The sequence below is a fragment of the Streptomyces sp. GDS52 genome, from assembly GCF_052246875.1.
GTDB classification, from domain to species: domain Bacteria; phylum Actinomycetota; class Actinomycetes; order Streptomycetales; family Streptomycetaceae; genus Streptomyces; species Streptomyces cathayae.
In genome coordinates this window covers 6,566,948-6,584,335 of record NZ_CM125966.1, presented here as the reverse complement: position 1 = coordinate 6,584,335, position 17,388 = coordinate 6,566,948, and the positions used below count along the sequence as shown (strand labels likewise).

General features: G+C 71.0%; 15 protein-coding genes and 3 pseudogenes. 9 read left to right on the top strand and 9 right to left on the bottom strand.

The window, feature by feature from the left end:
* Positions 1–83 precede the first annotated feature (83 nt).
* The 3 genes and pseudogenes from ACTWJ9_RS30180 to ACTWJ9_RS30170 all read left to right on the top strand — a co-directional run.
* Positions 84–425, top strand: a pseudogene (locus tag ACTWJ9_RS30180) (hypothetical protein); the annotation flags it as partial.
* Between the two features lie 170 nt (positions 426–595).
* Positions 596–1,141, top strand: a complete 546-nt coding sequence (locus ACTWJ9_RS30175; protein WP_279337443.1) for a hypothetical protein — start codon at positions 596–598, stop codon at positions 1,139–1,141.
* A 257-nt stretch (positions 1,142–1,398) separates the two neighbouring features.
* Positions 1,399–1,674, top strand: a complete 276-nt coding sequence (locus ACTWJ9_RS30170) for a hypothetical protein (protein ID WP_387036986.1) — start codon at positions 1,399–1,401, stop codon at positions 1,672–1,674.
* 478 nt (positions 1,675–2,152) lie between these two features.
* On the opposite strand, the gene ACTWJ9_RS30165 is transcribed toward ACTWJ9_RS30170, so the two are convergent.
* The 5 genes and pseudogenes from ACTWJ9_RS30165 to ACTWJ9_RS30145 all read right to left on the bottom strand — a co-directional run bounded on the left by ACTWJ9_RS30165 (position 2,153) and on the right by ACTWJ9_RS30145 (position 6,437).
* Entirely contained in the window at positions 2,153–2,929 is a 777-nt protein-coding gene (locus ACTWJ9_RS30165) for a hypothetical protein (protein ID WP_279337440.1), read from the bottom strand.
* A 177-nt stretch (positions 2,930–3,106) separates the two neighbouring features.
* Complete coding sequence (locus ACTWJ9_RS30160) at positions 3,107–3,796, bottom strand: recombinase family protein (protein WP_341483704.1); 690 nt, start codon at positions 3,794–3,796, stop codon at positions 3,107–3,109.
* Positions 3,797–4,029: 233 nt separating this feature from the next.
* A pseudogene (locus ACTWJ9_RS30155) lies at positions 4,030–5,402 on the bottom strand (MFS transporter).
* A complete protein-coding gene (locus tag ACTWJ9_RS30150; protein WP_387036988.1) occupies positions 5,399–6,043 on the bottom strand; it encodes a helix-turn-helix domain-containing protein in 645 nt (214 codons plus the stop codon). Before ACTWJ9_RS30150 ends, ACTWJ9_RS30155 begins: the two are co-directional and overlap by 4 nt.
* 115 nt (positions 6,044–6,158) lie before the next feature.
* Complete coding sequence (locus tag ACTWJ9_RS30145) at positions 6,159–6,437, bottom strand: hypothetical protein (RefSeq protein WP_279337437.1); 279 nt, start codon at positions 6,435–6,437, stop codon at positions 6,159–6,161.
* A 381-nt stretch (positions 6,438–6,818) separates the two neighbouring features.
* Here ACTWJ9_RS30145 and dhaK point away from each other — a divergent pair, with 381 nt between their 5' ends.
* From dhaK to ACTWJ9_RS30120, 5 genes are all read left to right on the top strand, one after another.
* Entirely contained in the window at positions 6,819–7,811 is a 993-nt protein-coding gene (gene dhaK / locus ACTWJ9_RS30140; RefSeq protein ID WP_279337436.1) for a dihydroxyacetone kinase subunit DhaK, read from the top strand.
* Positions 7,812–7,859: 48 nt separating this feature from the next.
* On the top strand, positions 7,860–8,486 hold the full coding sequence (gene dhaL / locus ACTWJ9_RS30135; protein WP_279337435.1) for a dihydroxyacetone kinase subunit DhaL: 627 nt from the start codon (positions 7,860–7,862) through the stop codon (positions 8,484–8,486).
* On the top strand, positions 8,479–8,889 hold the full coding sequence (locus ACTWJ9_RS30130) for a PTS-dependent dihydroxyacetone kinase phosphotransferase subunit DhaM (RefSeq protein WP_279337434.1): 411 nt from the start codon (positions 8,479–8,481) through the stop codon (positions 8,887–8,889). Before dhaL ends, ACTWJ9_RS30130 begins: the two co-directional genes overlap by 8 nt.
* A 231-nt stretch (positions 8,890–9,120) precedes the next feature.
* Positions 9,121–10,152: a fibronectin type III domain-containing protein gene (locus tag ACTWJ9_RS30125; protein WP_387036990.1), complete on the top strand. Its 1,032-nt coding sequence runs from the start codon at positions 9,121–9,123 to the stop codon at positions 10,150–10,152.
* A gap of 164 nt (positions 10,153–10,316) precedes the next feature.
* Positions 10,317–10,856, top strand: coding sequence for a hypothetical protein (locus tag ACTWJ9_RS30120; protein WP_279337433.1), 540 nt, complete (start codon positions 10,317–10,319; stop codon positions 10,854–10,856).
* A gap of 198 nt (positions 10,857–11,054) precedes the next feature.
* Here ACTWJ9_RS30120 and ACTWJ9_RS30115 read toward each other — a convergent pair.
* The 3 genes and pseudogenes from ACTWJ9_RS30115 to ACTWJ9_RS30105 form a co-directional block, all read right to left on the bottom strand.
* Positions 11,055–11,591, bottom strand: a pseudogene (locus ACTWJ9_RS30115) (PadR family transcriptional regulator); the annotation flags it as partial.
* 31 nt (positions 11,592–11,622) lie between these two features.
* Positions 11,623–13,638 carry an FAD-dependent oxidoreductase gene (locus ACTWJ9_RS30110; RefSeq protein ID WP_387036992.1) on the bottom strand — a complete coding sequence of 672 codons (2,016 nt, stop codon included), beginning with the start codon at positions 13,636–13,638 and terminating at the stop codon, positions 11,623–11,625.
* Positions 13,639–13,787: 149 nt separating this feature from the next.
* Positions 13,788–14,159: a hypothetical protein gene (locus tag ACTWJ9_RS30105; protein ID WP_279337431.1), complete on the bottom strand. Its 372-nt coding sequence runs from the start codon at positions 14,157–14,159 to the stop codon at positions 13,788–13,790.
* Positions 14,160–14,402: 243 nt separating this feature from the next.
* On the opposite strand from ACTWJ9_RS30105, the gene ACTWJ9_RS30100 reads away from it, so the two are divergent.
* Positions 14,403–16,517, top strand: coding sequence for a SpoIIE family protein phosphatase (locus ACTWJ9_RS30100; protein ID WP_279337430.1), 2,115 nt, complete (start codon positions 14,403–14,405; stop codon positions 16,515–16,517).
* On the opposite strand, the gene ACTWJ9_RS30095 is transcribed toward ACTWJ9_RS30100, so the two are convergent.
* Positions 16,507–17,343, bottom strand: coding sequence for a putative protein N(5)-glutamine methyltransferase (locus ACTWJ9_RS30095; RefSeq protein WP_387036998.1), 837 nt, complete (start codon positions 17,341–17,343; stop codon positions 16,507–16,509). The genes ACTWJ9_RS30100 and ACTWJ9_RS30095 overlap by 11 nt on opposite strands.
* Positions 17,344–17,388: the final 45 nt, after the last annotated feature.

Sequence of the window (17,388 nt, the reverse complement as noted above, 5' to 3'; positions counted from 1 at the left end):
CAGCTCTCTCGAAGGGATTGGCTGATGGGAGGTTGCAGGTCGGACTGCGGGGCCCGGCCGATCGCGTCAGCGTGATCGAGGGCGCCCGCCGGCTGAAGGCATACGCCGGCTCCTCACCCATCACCAGGGCCTCCGGCAAGAAGTCGGCCATCACCCGACGCTGGGTCAAGAACGACCGGCTGAACCACGCCGGCTACCTCTAGGCCTTCGCCTCGCTCCGGGCCTCCGCCGGTGCCAACACCCACTACCGGCGACGACGCGAGCAAGGAGACTGGCGCGCAGCTGCCCAGAGAAACCTCTTCAACCGCATGATCGGCCAGCTCTACCACTGTCTCTGGCTTCGTGCATCTCAAGGAACAGCGATTGTCGACCGGTTCCGGAGTCAGTTGTCGATCAGCCGGCTCGTGAATGTCGAAGAGAAATGACGGCAGTGCCGGGGCAGGCCACCACGCGGGCTCGGCCCTACGGCCGTCGCCGCAGCTGTGGTGTCGGGGTACAGGCTCATCTGCAGAGCGAAGTGCAAGATCACGTACACAGTGTCGACGGCGGTGGCCCCGGTGCGGTCGACAGTGCCCCGCAGGGTTGTAATGCCGGGATGGAGACATGGTGGGACGTGCTGCCGGAGTCGGTACGCGAGCGGGTGGACGGTCTTGTCCTGCGCGATGACCGTCTGCGGGCAATCCGGGTCACGATGGAGGCCGTGCAGGCCCTGGAGGAGGCCCCGGCGCCGCGACCTGGCCTGTACGACTGTCAGCGTGCGGTGATGGCTCGGTATCAGGAGCTGGCCGGTCGGATCGACCGCGCTCCGGCACTACCGCGGGATGTGGAGACGCTGGCCGCCAGAATCCGTCGGTTGCTCGGGCGCTTGGCCGCGCTGGAGGCGGTCTGGGACGGGGACACCGACGGCTGGTTCGTGGTGCTCATCGCCGTCCTCGACGATCCGCAGCACGAGGTCGACCTGGCCTGGATCCGTCACGGGTCGGATCTGCGGGCCCTCAACAGGCAGGTACCGCCCTGGCCGGAGGCGCAGGAAGCCGTGGAAACCGGCACCGCCCTGGCAGAACACTTCAACGTGCCCTTCCACTTCGCCAGCCCACACCGGCCCGACGACGAGGCACCCCGCTGGCGGACCACTCTCTGACATACCGCGCCCCGGTCGTCGGCACTGTGTACGTGATCTTGTACTTCGCTCTGCAGATGAGCCCGTACCCCGACATGTGGTGAGCGGTCGAGGCTGAATGGCAGCCGGCCAAAGCTGACGCGCGATCGGTCGGACACCGTCGCCCTCGTCGGCGATGCCAGCTGGCTCCGTCGTTGGTCTCGTCGACGAGGAAGCCGCGATTCGGCGATAGCCCGCCGCGGCCCTCGTAGGATGCCTGGATACCTAAGCCGATACGGATGAGCCGCCGCTCGTGGGTTGCCGCGTGGGCGGTGCTGTGCGCGGCTGGCCTCGCCGCCACCGCCACACTGAACGCCTCCTCAGCACCGGAGCCGCAGCCCGAGAAGTCCGTCAGTGCCGAGTGCGCCGAGCGCATCGCGGACATCGAGGCGCAGCGGGCCAAGGCCGAGCAGGAAGGCAAGGAAGACGGAGTGCTGGTCTTCTCGCGAGTCCAGGTCGGCACCGAGGGCGACTGCCGTGACGATCTCCGTAACCACTTCCGTGGCGATCGGTGAGCCGCGGTACCTGGCTCGCCGCGATGGCAGGGCTTACCTTCGTCGGTGCCGGGGCGATCATTGCCGTGGGCGCCACGTCGGAACCGAAGCCGCGGCCCACGCCGCCGCGGGTGTACTCCTCCTGCCTGGCGGCCGACACCAAGCCGGTGTCTGCGGACGACGACCCGTGTGACGGCCGCTGAAGAACGTCCGAGCGACCGTCCCGCCGCATAGCAGAGCACTCAAACCCAAGTAGGCCTCTTGGCCGACGGCGCCACCACAAGAACCGTGGACATCGGGGCCCACCCAGATGAGGGGACCCTGTTCGTCACTGACAGTGAGTCTAGCCACGGCCACTTGGTTCCCCGTCAGGCGGCCGTGGGCGGGGAGATCTAACTGGCCACCGACAGCCCTGGCAAGAGACCTGGTGCCTCCCAAACTCATCGACTAGCGACGTCACTACTGCTCGATAAAGCCACTGTCTCCAACACGGCGAGAACTATGACGAATTCCGAGCGTTCCCCGTGGCCGCGCCGGTACCGGAAGCCAGTGCCGCCTGACCGGAGCAGCTGCCCACCGGCGTGAGGCAGTCCTCCAGGGCCGCGCGCTGCGTGTCAGGGAGGTGATCGCCCAGCGGCGTTTCGCGGGGACTTTGTTCGCCGGCGCAGATCCAGGCGCGCTCGTCCTCGTCGTAGGACCAGGGGGCGACTCCCCACATCGGGTGTCCTTGGAGAAGAAGGCGGGCCAGGGGCTCGCAGTCGTCCGGGGCACCGTGGGCGATGAGTGCGTCCTTCACCAGGGTGACGGCTTCGGCCGGGATGTTCGTGTCGCCCAGCACGGGCAGCAGAAGAAGCAGCCGGGCGTGCGGGTCGGTCACTCCTTCTCCGTCCCCTGGGGTGTCAAGGAGAGCAGCGAGCTCGGCCCAACACAGGCCGGGGCCGATGCGGTCCTCGTCGGTGCTGGCGAGGACCAGGTCATTCGTCCGCCAGTCGGGGTGGGCGATGAAGTAGTCGGTGGAGGTGTACTCCTCACCGCTGTTGTAGTGCACGAGGACGCTGTGTCCGCCCGCCAGCGGAATTCGGAACATCGGCCAGGCGGCCTTGTCACACAGGCGCTCCAGCATGCCCTCGACGTCCGCCGGGTCAACACCGAAGGACTCCACCAGTGCATCGTCGTACAGGTCGATCAGGTGGGCGGCCCAGAACTCCGGCTCCGCCAGCAGCGGCAGACCGTCGACCACGGGAGTAGAGGCATACAAATGGCGTGCCATGACCATGCCGTGATTCTCGCGCCCGGTGATCGCGACTGTTCGATCGCCCCCGGTTAAGGCCCGGACAACTTGACGTCTTGGCATCGCGAGGTGTCTACGGCCAGGTGTCAAGCAGGCCCCTTCAGGCGGGCCACACACACCTGAATTGGCCAGCAGGATCGTCACCAGCCGCAAACGGCTGGACTACTCCGACGACTTCGCAGGTCGGGGCAGTTCGGCTGTGGCTGTCGCCTCCGCGAGCGCGACCCGTTCGCCCTTCAGGTCGGGCACGTACTTGTAGATCGTGTTCCTGCTGACGCCCAGGAGCTTCGCGATGGACGTGACGGTGTTCCCCGGGCGGGTGAGCAGGTCTCGGGCGTGACGCACCTGTTCCTCGGTCATGGCCGGCGGACGGCCCAGCCGGGCGCCGCGGGCGCGGGCGGCGTCCAGGCCCTTGTTGGTGCCCTGCACGATGAGTTCCCGAATGAACTCCGCGAGGGCGGCGAATACGTGGAACACCAGACGCCCGCCCGGCGTGGTGGTGTCGAGCGCCTCGTGCAGCGAGGTAAAGCCGACGCCGCGCTTGCGCAGGCCGGAGACGATGGCGATGAGGTCCTGGATGGAGCGGCCGAGCCGGTCCAGGGAGGGGACGACGAGGGTGTCTCCTTCGCGGAGGTAGTCGAGCGTCTTCCACAGTTCCTCGCGCTCGGCGTTCTTGCCTGACTGCTTGTCGGCGAAGATCCGGATGCAGCCCGCTTCGGTGAGTGCGTGGATCTGCCGGTCGAGCAGCTGTCCCTTCGTCGATACGCGTGCGTACCCCACGAGGGCGCCCGTCCGTCCGGCGGGGACAGGGGCGAGGAGATCGGCGGCGCCGTCCTCGGGAGGTGTCTGCACCCGCGAGATCGTACAGAAAACGGTGGGGTTCGAGTTCTTGAGCACGCTGACTTTCTGACACCGTTTCTCGCGCATGATCCGGCGCCGATCCGGCCGCCGACCGCTGCGTTCGGATCTTGCTCAGGAATCGGTCGATAGATGAGCGCCGCGCGAACGAACCGTGTGTGCGCGAACATGCTCGGCCCCTTTGCGGTCATCCGTACGTTTGTGCTGTCTTCGGGTTGGTCTCGGCGCTACTGGTCGACATGTTGCTGATGGGGGTCGGAGCCAGCGGTGCTCGGAGAGGACGACACGGTGTGTGGCTGAGGCGTTGCCACCGGAGTCCGGGGTGTGGTCCCGCTGCGGTGAATCCACAGGAGAGCTCCTGCCAGCAGCACGGTGCCTCCCAGCAGCCAGGGCAGCGGGCCTGACGGAAGGACACCAATGATCAAGCCGGTGAGAGCTGCCACCAGTTGCAGGGCGAGAGACTGGACGGACAACGCGGTGGCCCGGCCCGAACTTGCGACCCGGCGGTGCAAGAGGTCGTTCTCGCTCGGCCCCGCCGCGCCGAGCCCGAGGTAGACCAGGCCGTAGCCGACGGCCGCGAGGACCATGGAGCCCACTCCTGTGAACGCTGCGGTGGCGCCGAGCAGAAGCAGGCCGCTCGCGCTCGCGCCGAGGCTGACCATGACCGCACGCTCGCCACTGCCCGCAAGCCGGGCGGTCAGCGGTGCGAGGTGGCTGCCGATACCCGCGCAGATGAATCCGGCGCAGGCGAGTGCGGCAAAAAGCACCGCCCCCGACTCCGATGCGCCCGTGAGGGCCGCGGCACGGCCCGGCGTGAGCAGTTCGATCGCGGCCAGGGGCCGCCGGCGGCCCCTGCGCTGAGGAGCACCCGGCGGATCAGCGCGTCACGGCCCCCCAGGCGCAGTCCGCCCACGACGGTGGCCGGGATGCTGCGGAGTACGTCGGGCAGGGTGGCTGCCGGCCGGGTCGGCTCCCGCAGAGCGATCAGGACATACAGCACGAAGGCGATCTCGACCGCTGCGCCCAGCAGCATCGGAACAGAGAGGGGCAGCACCAGCCCGGACGTTGTCTCGCTGAGTCGGGCGCCGAGGTCGGGGCCGAGCCCGAGCAGCCAGGGAAGGGCACCGCCGAGCAGGGTTCCGGTGGCGAGCGCGGCGGATGTCGCGGAGCCGCCGCGGGCCAGCCCGGTGCGCAGTTCGGCGTCGGGGCCGGAGTGCGCCTGGACGGTGTCGACGTACCAGGCTTCGGCCGGGCCACTGGACAGGGCACGGCCTGCGCCCATCAGGGCCATGCCTAGGCCGAGCAGCCAGGGAGCAGTGCCCAGGCCCACGAGGGTTAAGGCGGCCAGGTTCAGCAGGCCGGCAGAGGCCAGAACAGCGCGGCGTCCGAGGACGTCGGACAGTCCTCCGGTGGGCAGTTCCAGTGCGGCGGCGGTGAGGGAGTGCGCGGCGAAGAAGCCCGCGATGGCCGCCATGGCCATGCCGCGCTCGGTGAACAGCAGGATCAGGGGAGCGATGCTCAGTCCCAGTGGCAGCCAGAACAGAACGCAGACCGTGATGTAGCGGCGGCGTGCGGTGCGTATGTCCAGCGGCCCGGTCATGACGCGTCCTCGGCATCTGTCCTTGCAGGGGCAGAGGTGTCCGCCTCAGCGCCGGGGTCGCGCGGTGCCAGGGGCAATCCGGCAGTGAGGAGCACGACCTGTGCGGCGCGCGGATCTCGTGCATCGCGGGTGGTCAGTTCCTCCAGCTTCCGGTCGAGCACCTCCCAGAGTTCGGTGAGCGACTCGGGGGTCAGGCGGGGCATCAGGTCGTTGATTCCGGACGGCTCCACCCATTCCTGGCCCAGCCGCCCGTCGGCGATGTCGGCCTCGTGCCGGGCGAGAGATGCTTCCAGGTGCTCGATCTGGGCCCTGCGCGACAGGCTGACCCAGGCGCGGCTGCCTGGCGCGGCTGCCATTGCCTTGTTGCTCCAGGAGGTCACGAAGTGCACCGCCTGCCAGCGGCGCTCCCGTCCGTCACGGTGCTCGGCCTCGGCAACGAACGCGTACTTCGCCAGAACCCGCAGGTGATAGCTGGTGGAAGCGGATGACTCCCCAGTCCTGACCGCGAGTTCACTTGCGGTGGCCGGGCCGTCCTGCCGCAGCAACCCGAGCAGCCGGATGCGCAGAGGGTGCGTGAGGGCCTTTAGGGCTGCTGCATCTCGCTCGGGATCGAGTACGCGTTTCTGCTCTTCGCTGACCATGACGGGAGGGTAGAGCGGCCCAGAGGTTCTGCAAAAGTATTTTTGCAGAATTTCTTTTGGAAAGTTGGCTGGTAGCCCGTCACCGGCACTGCGTCGGTGACGGGACTGGACAGCCTCACGCGCCCGTACGTTCCCCGGCTGGCTCCTGATCGCCCGCCTTACGGGGGCTGGGCACCGTGACCGCGGTGAGGTTGAGGCGAGTGACCATGTCAAGGTTGACCTCGCCGTACGGGCGCACGTGGGACCAGAACAGCGGGGTCAGGCCGCGCCGATCGGCGGGCGTGAGAAGCTCGGCCGGCATCGCGTCAAGGACGTCGGCCACCCGACGGTGCCGGGGCGAGCCGTCGTGTACCCGGTTCATGCCGAGCCCCGCGAAGAATTTGGTGATGTACATGCCGGACCGGTAAGGGAAGCGCTTCGGTTCCGATGAGCTACCGGGATCATCTGAGCCTCCCCCGTCACCGCCACGTCGGCCACGCGGGCCCCGTCCGCATCGCGGACCGTCCCACCTTCCGGGCACACCTGAGTCCCCGCGTACGTGACCTTCGCTCCCGCAAGGTCAATACTTCAGACAAGAGGACTTCAGCCGACCCGCATCCGACCACCCAGCAGACCTGACGGCCCGTCGTCAAAGTCAGCACCAAGTCAGCATCAGTAACGCCACAGCCCGCTCGCGACCGCCACGGACCGTCACGGTCGAGAGCTTCTCTTATTCGCTCTGACCAGCAAAAACACAGCTCGAAGACTCACCTGCCAAGCACTCTAGGAGGCACCCGTGAAGATGTTGATCAATGTGCCGGAGACCGTGGTCGCGGACGCCTTGCGGGGGATGGCGGCGGCTCATCCCGAACTCGCGGTGGATGTGGAGAACCGGGTGATCGTCCGGCGGGACGCCCCCGTGGCCGGGAAGGTGGGTCTGGTCTCCGGCGGCGGATCGGGGCACGAGCCGCTGCACGGCGGGTTCGTGGGGCCCGGGATGCTCTCGGCGGCCTGCCCCGGTGAGGTGTTCACCTCCCCCGTGCCCGACCAGATGGTGCGGGCGGCGGCGGCCGTGGACAGCGGGGCCGGGGTGCTGTTCGTCGTGAAGAACTACACCGGTGACGTGCTCAACTTCGACATGGCCGCCGAGCTCGCCGAGGACGAGGGCGTCCAGGTCGCGAAAGTACTGGTCAACGACGATGTCGCGGTGACCGACAGCCTCTACACCGCCGGCCGGCGCGGTACCGGGGCGACGCTGTTCGTGGAGAAGATCGCGGGCGCGGCGGCCGAGGAGGGGCAGCCGCTGGAGCGGGTGGAGGCCGTGGCCCGTCAGGTCAACGAGAACTCCCGCAGTTTCGGCGTGGCCCTGAGCGCCGTCACCACGCCCGCCAAGGGCAGCCCCACCTTCGATCTGCCGTCCGGCGAGCTGGAGTTGGGCATCGGTATCCACGGCGAGCCGGGCCGGGAGCGGCGGCCGATGATGACCTCGGGCGAGATCGCCGAGGCCGCCGTCGACGCGATCCTCCAGGACCTCACCCCCCGCAATCCGGTCCTGGTCCTGGTCAACGGCATGGGCGCGACCCCGCTGCTGGAGCTGTACGGCTTCAACGCCGAGGTGCAGCGGGTGCTCGGCGAGCGTGGTGTCCCCGTCGCCCGGGTCCTCGTCGGCAACTACGTGACGTCGCTCGACATGGCCGGCGCCTCGGTCACCCTGTGCCAGATCGACGAGGAGCTGCTGCGGCTGTGGGACGCGCCGGTGAACACCCCGGGACTGCGCTGGGGTGTCTGACGGACACCGGGGTATCGGTTCACAGTGCCTATCTCGCAAGGAGTTCCAGTGCTCGACGCCGAATTCTTCCGCCGTTGGATGACGGTGACCGCCGCGTCCGTCGACCGTGAGGCGGAGCGGCTCACCGCCCTCGACTCACCCATCGGGGACGCCGACCACGGCACTAACCTCCAGCGCGGGTTCACCGCGGTGCGGGCCGCGCTGGAGAAGGAGCCGCCCGCCACGCCCGGCGCGGTCCTGACCCTGTCCGGGCGCCTGCTCATCTCGAGCGTGGGCGGCGCGTCCGGGCCCCTGTACGGGACGCTGCTGCGCCGCACCGGCAAGGCACTCGGGGCGGCCACCGAGGTGAGCAGGGAGCAGTTGGCCGAGGCGCTGCGCACCGGAGTGGACGCGGTCCGGCAGCTCGGGGGCGCGGCGCCGGGCGACAAGACGATGATCGACGCCCTGGTGCCCGCGGCCGACGCGCTCGGTGATTCCTTCGCCGCGGCGCGGGCCGCCGCCGAGGAGGGTGCGGTGGCCACGACGCCCTTGCGGGCCCGCAAGGGCAGGGCCAGTTACCTGGGCGAGCGGAGCATCGGGCACCAGGATCCCGGGGCCACCTCGTCGGCGCTGCTGATCGCCGGCCTCGCCGATGCCTCCGGCCCCACCGGAGCCGCGGAGGCTGCCGATGAGTGACGGGAAGCTGGTGGGGATCGTCCTGGTGTCGCACAGCGCGCAGGTGGCGGCCTCGGTCGCCGAGCTGGCGACGGGCCTGGCCGGAGCCGGTACCGCGGTGGCCGTCGCCCCGGCGGGCGGCACGGAGGACGGAGGTCTCGGTACGAGCGCCGCACTCGTCGTCACCGCGGCGGCGTCCGTCGACGGCGGCGCCGGGGTCGCCGTCCTGGCCGATCTGGGCAGCGCGGTGCTCACCGTGAAGGCGCTGCTCGCCGAGGGCGACGAACTCCCGGAGCACACCCGGCTGGTGGACGCGCCGTTCGTGGAGGGGGCGGTGGCCGCGGTGGTCACGGCGGCGACGGGAGCGGACCTCGCGGCGGTGGAGGCCGCAGCGGCGGAGGCGTACACGTACCGGAAGGTGTGAGGGTCGGGTTTCGGCGCGGTCGCCGTTCACGGACTGCCGGGCGCGCCTCTCCCCCGTCGTCGCTGCCGCCCGGCGGTCCTCAGGGCGGGGTCTCGGTTTTCAGGGGCCGTGCGGTGCGCCTGCGGCCGCCTCACAAGGACCCCGCCGCACCCTCTTGATGTGGCCGCGTCAGCCACGTCATATTGGTACGGACCATTTCACCGTTTCCTGTGCCCCTCGGGAGGCAGAGCCGTGCGAGGCGTTCCTGTTGCCGTGCCCCCGCGTCGGCGCGGCGCGCTGCGCGGGATGCTCCGCGGCACGCTCTGCGGGGGGCTCCTGCTGCTCGTCTCCTGCGGTGGGAGCGGATCCGGGAACGGAAGCGGGAACGACGGCGAACGGCCTCCCGGGGCTCCGACAGGTGTCACGGCCGAGGCCGGAAGCGCCACCAGCGTGCACGTCATGTGGAACACCGTCGTCGCCGCGAGCGCCGAGGTGAGCCGGTACGAGGTGTATCGGGGCGCCACAAAAATCAAGGAAGTACCCGGTTCCGAACACATGGTGGATGTCACCAGGCTCCGGCCCGCCACCACATATGCCTTCACCGTGCGGGCGCGGGACACGGACGGGCGGCTCGGACCGCGCAGCCGGGAGGTCCGGGCGACGACACCCGCGGCCACGGCGGCCGACCGGTCCGCGCCCAGCCTCCCCACGGACGTCCGCGGCACAGCGGCCGGCAGCCGGGCGGCGCAGTTGTCCTGGTCGGCCTCGACGGACGACCGGGGCGTGCTCTCGTACGAGGTGTACCAGGGAGAGACGAAGATCCACAGTGTCGGCGGGGGGCAGACCGCCACCGTGGTGACGGGGCTGCGGCCGGGTACCCGCTACGTCTTCACCGTCCGGGCCCGGGACGCCGCCGACAACCTCTCCCCCGCCGGCGGCCCCGTCCGCCTCACCACACCGGGCCGTGACGACGGTCGCGCCACGGCGCCCACCGGCTTCCGCGCCACGAGTCACCGCTTCGAGGGTGCGTACCACATCGACCTCAGCTGGGTGCCGCCGCGCGTGGACGGGGTGATCACCGAGTACGAGGTGCGGCTGGACGGCCGCGCGGCCACCTCACTCGTCTACGGAGGGGACGCGCCGCGCGACCGGGCGACGTACAGCTTCTACGCGGGCGAGGACGCGGGGGTCACCCATCGGGTACGGATCCGGGCCAAACTGCCGGACGGGACCTGGGGTGGTTTCTCGGCGGAGCGCACGGTGACGACGGGCCCGCGCCGCTGAGCCCGTCCTCGTCCGGGCGACGGCAGTCGTCACCTGCCCGGCGGCGGCCAGAATGCGCCGCGGGCCGGGTGCGCATTGGCTGGGCCCGTGGCGGCACGGGCGCTCCCCGACCCTCGGCGGCGCAAGGGATGTACCGCCGGCCGTGCCGCCGGAAGGCAGTTCACATGCGCTATTCGAAGCCACTGCTCCGTTCCGGTCTGACCGTGGCAGCCGCCGCCGCGCTGCCTCTGACCCTGGCGGGTCCGGCCGCCTCGGGCCCCGGAATCTCCGTGAGCACCACCGGTTCGACGGTCTCCGTCACCACCACCGCGTGCGCCCAGCTCAACGGCAGCTGGGGCACTGCCTCGCTGCTCGACAGCAGCCAGTCGAACTTCTCCCAGGGCCGCCAGGTGGCGCTGGCCGGGACCGGCTCGGGACAGTCCGCCGCCTGGTCGGGCGTCGGCTCGGGGACCCACACGGTGATCGTGGTGTGCTCGAACGGGACCACCGCGGGCACGCAGTCCGTCGTCGTCGCCGCCGATCCCGCTCCCGCTCCCAGCCCGGCGGCCTCCGCCTCGCCGACCCTCGGGGTGCTGGGCGGCATCGGCGGCGGCTCCACGGACTACGGCACGGTGACACTGGTGGCAGGCGGCGCGCTGGTCGGTACCGGTCTCGTCGCCACGGCCTGGTACCTGCGGCGGCGCGGCAGGCCGAACCGCCTCTGAGACGGCGCCGGCCGCCATCACGTCCGACGCGCTCCGGTCGGGCGGCCGGCGTCACTTCCCTCCGGAGCCCGATCCGTCCGGTTCCGCACGCCCGGAGCCGGACGGGTCCGTGGGAGCGGGGTCCGGCGAGTCGGCCGGCTCCGCCCGCCCGGTCCGCTCGTTTCGCCCCACCCGCTCGGTGTCCGGCAGCTCCGCGAGCTCCGTCAGCTCCGCGAACTCCGTCAGCGCATGCTCGAGCCACCGGGTCCAGAAGGTCTCCAGGTCGATGCCGGCCCGCAGCACCAGATGCCGGAGCCGGTCCTCCCGGCCGCCCCTGCCGGGTGGGAAGTCGCGCTGCTCGATGTCCTTGTAGTCCGCCAACTGCCTTTCATGCAGCTCCAGATGGCGCCGGAAATCGGCCTCGAGCCCCTCGGTGCCGACCACCGCCGCCGCCCTCAGCCGCAGCAGCAGCGTGTCGCGGAGCGGTTTGGGGTCCTGCGCGGCGGAGGTCCAGCGGGCCAGTTCGGCCCGGCCCGCCGGCAGGACCTCGTAGGACTTCTTCTGCCCGCGGGCGGGCTGTTCGGCGGACAGCGCCCGGATCATCCCCTCGGCCTCCAGTTTCCCCAGCTCGCGGTAGATCTGCTGATGCGTCGCGGACCAGAAGTAGCCGATCGACTTGTCGAAGCGCCGGGTCAGCTCCAGCCCTGACGACGGCTTCTCGAGCAGGGCGGTGAGGATGGCGTGCGGGAGTGACATGGGATCGATCCTAGGGACGGAACGCGCCGCTCTACAGGGCCGCCGCCAGCTCCGTGCCCTGCTTGATGGCGCGTTTGGCGTCCAGTTCGGCGGCCAGGTCGGCGCCGCCGATCAGGTGGACGGCGTGCCCGGCGGCGACCAGTTCCTCGTACAGGTCGCGGCGCGGTTCCTGGCCGGTGCACAGGACGACCGTGTCCACCTCCAGGACGCTGCTCTCGCCGTCGACGGTGACGTGCAGACCGGCGTCGTCGATACGGTCGTAGCGCACCCCGGGGACCATGGTGACGCCGCGGTGGCGGAGTTCGGTGCGGTGGATCCAGCCGGTGGTCCTGCCGAGCCCGGCGCCGACCTTGGACGTCTTGCGCTGGAGCAGGTGGACGGTGCGCGGCGGGGCGGGCCGCCGGGGCGCGGTGAGACCGCCGGGCGTGCGGTGCTCCATGTCGACGCCCCACTGGCGGAAGTACGTCTCGGGGTGCTCGTGCGCCTTGTCGCCGCCGTCGGTGAGGAACTCGGCGACGTCGAAGCCGATGCCGCCCGCGCCGAGGATCGCGACCCGGTCGCCGACGGGGGCGCCGTCGCGCAGCACGTCGAGGTAGCCGAGCACGCTCGGGTGGTCGATGCCGGGGAGGTCGGGCACGCGCGGGCTGACACCGGTGGCGACGACGACCTCGTCGTGGCCGGCGACGTCGTCGGCCGTGGCCAGGGTGTCCAGGCGTACGTCCACGGCCAGTTCGGCGAGCCGGGTACGGAAGTAGCGCAGGGTCTCGTCGAACTCCTGCTTGCCGGGGACCTTCCGTGCGACGTTGAGCTGGCCGCCGATCTCGCTCGCGGCGTCGAACAGGGTGACGTCGTGGCCGCGTTCGGCGGCGCTGACGGCGCAGGCGAGCCCGGCCGGGCCGGCGCCGACGACCGCGACGCGCTTGCGGTGCCTGGTCGGTGACAGCACCAGTTCGGTCTCGTGACAGGCGCGCGGATTGACCAGGCAGGAGGTGATCTGTCCGCTGAAGGTGTGGTCCAGGCAGGCCTGGTTGCAGCCGATGCAGGTGTTGATCGCCTCGGACCGGCCGGCCGCGGCCTTGGCGACGAAGTCGGGGTCGGCCAGCATCGGGCGGGCCATCGACACCATGTCGGCGTGTCCCTCGGCGAGCAGTTCCTCGGCGAGTTCGGGGGTGTTGATGCGGTTGGTGGTGACGAGGGGCACCGAGACCTCGCCCATGAGCCGCTTCGTCACCCAGGTGTACGCACCACGGGGTACCGAGGTGGCGATGGTGGGGATGCGGGCCTCGTGCCAGCCGATGCCGGTGTTGATGATCGTGGCGCCGGCCTCCTCGACGGCGCGGGCCAGTGCGATCACCTCGTCCAGGGTCGAACCGCCGGGGACGAGGTCCAGCATGGAGAGCCGGTAGATGACGATGAAGTCCTCACCGACCGCCTCGCGCACCCGGCGGAGGATCTCGAGGGGGAAGCGCGTCCGGTTCTCGTACGAGCCGCCCCAGCGATCCGTGCGCCGGTTGGTCTGCTCGACGATGAACTCGTTGATCAGATAGCCCTCGGAGCCCATGATCTCGACGCCGTCGTAGCCGGCCTGCCGGGCGAGGCGGGCGGTGCGGACGTAGTCGTCGACGGTGCGCTCGACCTCGGCGTCGGTGAGTTCGCGGGGTACGAAGGGGCTGATCGGCGCCTGGAGCGGGCTGGGGGCGACCAGGTCCTGGTGGTAGGCGTACCGGCCGAAGTGCAGGATCTGCAGGGCGATCCGCCCGCCCTCGCGGTGCACCGCCTCGGTGACGGTCCGGTGCTGCTCGGCCTCCGCGTCGGTGGTGAGCTTCGCGCCGCCCTCGAAGGCCCGCCCCTCGTCGTTGGGTGCGATGCCTCCGGTGACGATGAGGCCCACACCGCCGCGGGCACGGGCGGCGTAGAACTCGGCCATGCGCGCGAAGCCGCCCTCGGCCTCCTCGAGGCCTATGTGCATGGAGCCCATGAGGACCCGGTTGGGCAGGGTCGTGAAACCCAGGTCGAGAGGGGTCAGCAGGTGCGGGTATCGGCTCATCGGGCCCTCCGTGCGCGGTGTGGTGCCTCTTTTGTAGAGGACGCGCACCCGTTTGTGCAACTAGTTGCACAAACGTGACGGAGGGCGCGGTGAGCCGGCGACGCGGAGCACCGTCGGGGCGTCTGTGCGCGCCGCCGCGCCCCGGTGGGTCACCGGCTTTCGAGACGGATGTGCAGTTCCTCCTCCTGGTCGCCCGAGACCGTGCTCAGATCGTGCACCGTGAACAGGGAGTCCAGGGTGGTGCGGAACCGGTCGACGGCCCAGTAGCCGCCGTGCACGTCGGCGTCGACCGACGACGACAGCCGGGCCGGGCGGGCACCGCCCTCCCGCGGGGCGGCGACGTCGAACGTGCCCAGCCACACCATCGGGCGGGTCTCGTGGAACTTCTCCGGTACGTCGTCGGAGCACCGGTCGGACGTGTAGCACGCGCACAGCGTGTCGAAGACGATCCGCGCGTCATGTTTGTCGCACCCGCTGATCTCGACCGAGACGGATTCCGGGTGCGCTCGCTCACTGCCCATCGTGATCGCTCCTCTCGTCGCCTCCCGGCTTCCCCGCCCCTCCCCGGGGAAACACCGCACGCTCGGGAGCACCACCCGCGCACCACCGGCGTGCCCGGGGGATCGCGGGGCACTCACCGGATGAGAGGAAGAAGGTGGCGGGAGACCGTCGGAGCGGCGGAAAATCGCCCCCACGCGCGGTAGAACAAGGGATGACGGCACCGCGACGGTGTGCCGTGGGAATCGGCGAAGGCGGGGCGTGCGATGAGTTCAGCCGAGTCACCCCTGGGCGAGGGTGACGGAACGGCACCGGGGCCGACCCGTCCCAGCGGGCTGCTCGACGTGCTGCGTGTGGCCTCGGTGGTGCTGGACCCCGAGGGACGGATCGTCCTGTGGAGTCCTCAGGCCGAGGAACTGTTCGGCTACGGCGCCGAGGAGGCGCTGGGCCGGTACGCCGCGCGGATCATGGTGGACGAGCGGTACCTGGACCTGGTGATCAAGCTGTTCTCCGACGTCATGCGCACCGGGCAGAGCTGGGCCGGGGCCTTCCCCATCCGGCGCAAGGACGGCGGCACCCGGCTGGTGGAGTTCCGCAACATGCGGCTGACGGACGACCGCGGCGCCGTCTACGCCCTCGGCCTCGCGGTCGACCAGTCGACCGTGCGCCGGATGGAGCGGGACGTGGCGCTGTCCACCCGGATCGTCTCCCAGTCCCCGATCGGGCTGGCCGTACTGGACACCGGTCTGCGGTACGTCTCGGTCAACCCGGCGCTGGCACAGATCAACGGCGTGCCGGCCGACGACCATCTGGGCCGCACGGTCCCCGAGGTGCTGCCACGGCTGGACGCCGAGGCCATCCAGACCGTGGCGTTCCGGGTCCTGGACACCGGGAAACCGGTCGTCGACCAGTCCATGATCGGCCGGACCCCGGCCGATCCCGAGGTGGACCACGCCTGGTCGGTCTCGCTCTACCGGCTGGAGAACGCGCTCGGCTCGGTGCTGGGCGTGGCCGTGTCCGTGGTGGACGTCACCGAGCAGTACCGGGCGGCCATGGAGGCCGAGACGGCCCGGCGCCGGCTGGCCCTCGTCGCCGACGCCTCGGTACGGATCGGCACCACCCTGGACCTGGAGCGTACGGCCCGTGAGCTGGCCGACGTGGCCGTGCCGGAACTGGCCGACGTGGCGGCCGTCGACCTGCTGGACGCGGTGGTCCGGGGCCACCGCAGCGCCCTCACCCCGGCCGAACCGGCGATGATCCGGGCGCTGGCGGTCCGGGGCGAGGGCGCGGGCTCGGACGACGCCCTGCGGGCGGCCGATCCGCCGGGCCAGGTGGTCCTGTACGGACCGGACCGGCTGGTCACCGAGTGCGTACGCACCGGCCTGCCCGTGATGCTGCCGCGGGTGAAGGACGAACACCTCACCCGCATCGCCCGCTCCGCCCCGGCGGCCGAACTGCTGGGCCGGGCGGGTGTGCACTCGTATCTGGCCGTGCCGCTCATCGCGCGCGGCGAGGTGCTGGGTGCGCTCGACCTCAAGCGCACCGGCAATCCGCGTCCGTTCGACGAGGACGATCTGCTGCTGGCCCGGGAACTGGCCGCCCGGGCGGCGGTGCAGATCGACAACGCCCGCTGGTACCAGAGCGCCCGCGACGCCGCGCTCACCCTGCAGCGCAGTCTGCTGCCCAGCCATCCGCCCGTCACGGGCGGGCTCGAGGTCGCCTCCCGTTACCAGCCCGCGGGCAGCACCAGCGAGGTGGGCGGTGACTGGTTCGACGTGATACCGCTCGGCGGCGGCAGGACGGCCCTCGTGGTGGGCGACGTGATGGGCAGCGGCATCCAGGCGGCGGCCACCATGGGACGGCTGCGCACGGCGACGGACACACTGGCCTCGCTCGGCCTCGATCCGGCGGTGCTCCTGGAGCACCTCGACCGGATCGTCGGCGGTCTGGAGGATGCCATCGCCACCTGTGTCTACGCCGTCCACGACCCCCGTGAGCGCCAGTGCCTGATCGCCAACGCGGGACATCTGCCGCCGGTACGGGTACGGGCCGGCGGCACCCCGGAACTGCTCGATCTGCCCACCGGGGTGCCGCTGGGCGTGGGCGGCGTCACGTTCTCCACGACCGTCGTCGGGATCGAGCCGGGCGACCGGCTGGTGCTCTACACCGACGGCCTCGTCGAGACCCGCCGGGACCCGCTGGACCAGCGTCTCGACCGCCTGCTCACCCTGCTGGAGGGCCCCGACCGCCCCCTCGAGGACATGTGCGACCTGCTGCTGCGCACGCTGCACGAGCCCGACAACTTCGACGACGTGGCCCTGCTCATCGCCCGCGCGACGACTCCCGACGGTACGGAACGCGGGGGCACTCCTACGGTCTGACGCCGATCACGACATGGGCGTCCTCCTCCTCGGAGGCGGCCCGGCGGGCCCGCAGTCCGGCACCGGTGAGGACGGCGGCGGCCGCGGGAGCCTGCCGACGGCTCGTCTCGACCAGGAGGCACCCGCCGGGCGCCAGCCACTCGGGGGCCCCGGCGGCCACCCGGCACAGCACGTCGAGCCCGTCCGTGCCGCCGTCGAGTGCGACGCGCGGCTCGTGGTCGCGGGCCTCCGGCGGGAGCAGACCGATCTCGTCGCTGGGCACGTACGGCACATTGGCCGCGAGGATGTCGATCCGGCCGCGCAACGCTGCGGGCAACGCCTCGAACAGGTCTCCGACGTGCACCTGCCCGCCGGCGTCCGCGACATTGCGGCGGGCACAGCGCACGGCGACCGGATCGATGTCGGCGGCGTGCAGTTCGGCCGCGCCGAGCCCGTCGGCCAGCGCCGCGCCGACGGCGCCCGAACCGCAGCACAGGTCCACGACGACGGCCGCGTCGGGCGCCTGGGCGAGCGCCTGCGTCACGAGGAACTCGGTACGGCGCCGGGGTACGAAGACGCCGGGGGTCACGACGATCCGCCGACCCCTGAACTCGGCCCAGCCGACGACGAGTTCGAGCGGGAGCCCGCGAACCCTGCGCGCGACCATCGCGGTCGCTTCGTCCGGGGTGTGCGCGGCGGCGAGGATCAGCTCGGCCTCGTCCTCGGCGAAGACACAGCCGGCGGTGCGCAGCGTGGCGACGACGGAGTCCCGGGCGGCGGGCGCTGAAGGCGGGGCGTGCGGCGGCCCGGCGGGAGAGAACGGGGGGACGGGCGAGGGGGACGGCATGGCGGCAAGAGCCTTTCGGGAGCCGAAGGGTGCTCCCGCGGTCAC

Bases quoted from the DNA above. Each gene is read 5' to 3' on its own strand.
- ACTWJ9_RS30150 (WP_387036988.1), bottom strand. From the start codon at position 6,043: ATGGTCAGCGAAGAGCAGAAACGCGTACTCGATCCCGAGCGAGATGCA.
- ACTWJ9_RS30110 (WP_387036992.1), bottom strand. From the start codon at position 13,638: ATGAGCCGATACCCGCACCTGCTGACCCCTCTCGACCTGGGTTTCACG.
- ACTWJ9_RS30105 (WP_279337431.1), bottom strand. From the start codon at position 14,159: ATGGGCAGTGAGCGAGCGCACCCGGAATCCGTCTCGGTCGAGATCAGC.
- ACTWJ9_RS30100 (WP_279337430.1), top strand. From the start codon at position 14,403: ATGAGTTCAGCCGAGTCACCCCTGGGCGAGGGTGACGGAACGGCACCG.
- ACTWJ9_RS30145 (WP_279337437.1), bottom strand. From the start codon at position 6,437: ATGTACATCACCAAATTCTTCGCGGGGCTCGGCATGAACCGGGTACAC.
- ACTWJ9_RS30120 (WP_279337433.1), top strand. From the start codon at position 10,317: ATGCGCTATTCGAAGCCACTGCTCCGTTCCGGTCTGACCGTGGCAGCC.
- ACTWJ9_RS30170 (WP_387036986.1), top strand. From the start codon at position 1,399: ATGAGCCGCCGCTCGTGGGTTGCCGCGTGGGCGGTGCTGTGCGCGGCT.
- ACTWJ9_RS30095 (WP_387036998.1), bottom strand. From the start codon at position 17,343: ATGCCGTCCCCCTCGCCCGTCCCCCCGTTCTCTCCCGCCGGGCCGCCG.
- ACTWJ9_RS30165 (WP_279337440.1), bottom strand. From the start codon at position 2,929: ATGGTCATGGCACGCCATTTGTATGCCTCTACTCCCGTGGTCGACGGT.
- ACTWJ9_RS30175 (WP_279337443.1), top strand. From the start codon at position 596: ATGGAGACATGGTGGGACGTGCTGCCGGAGTCGGTACGCGAGCGGGTG.
- ACTWJ9_RS30130 (WP_279337434.1), top strand. From the start codon at position 8,479: ATGAGTGACGGGAAGCTGGTGGGGATCGTCCTGGTGTCGCACAGCGCG.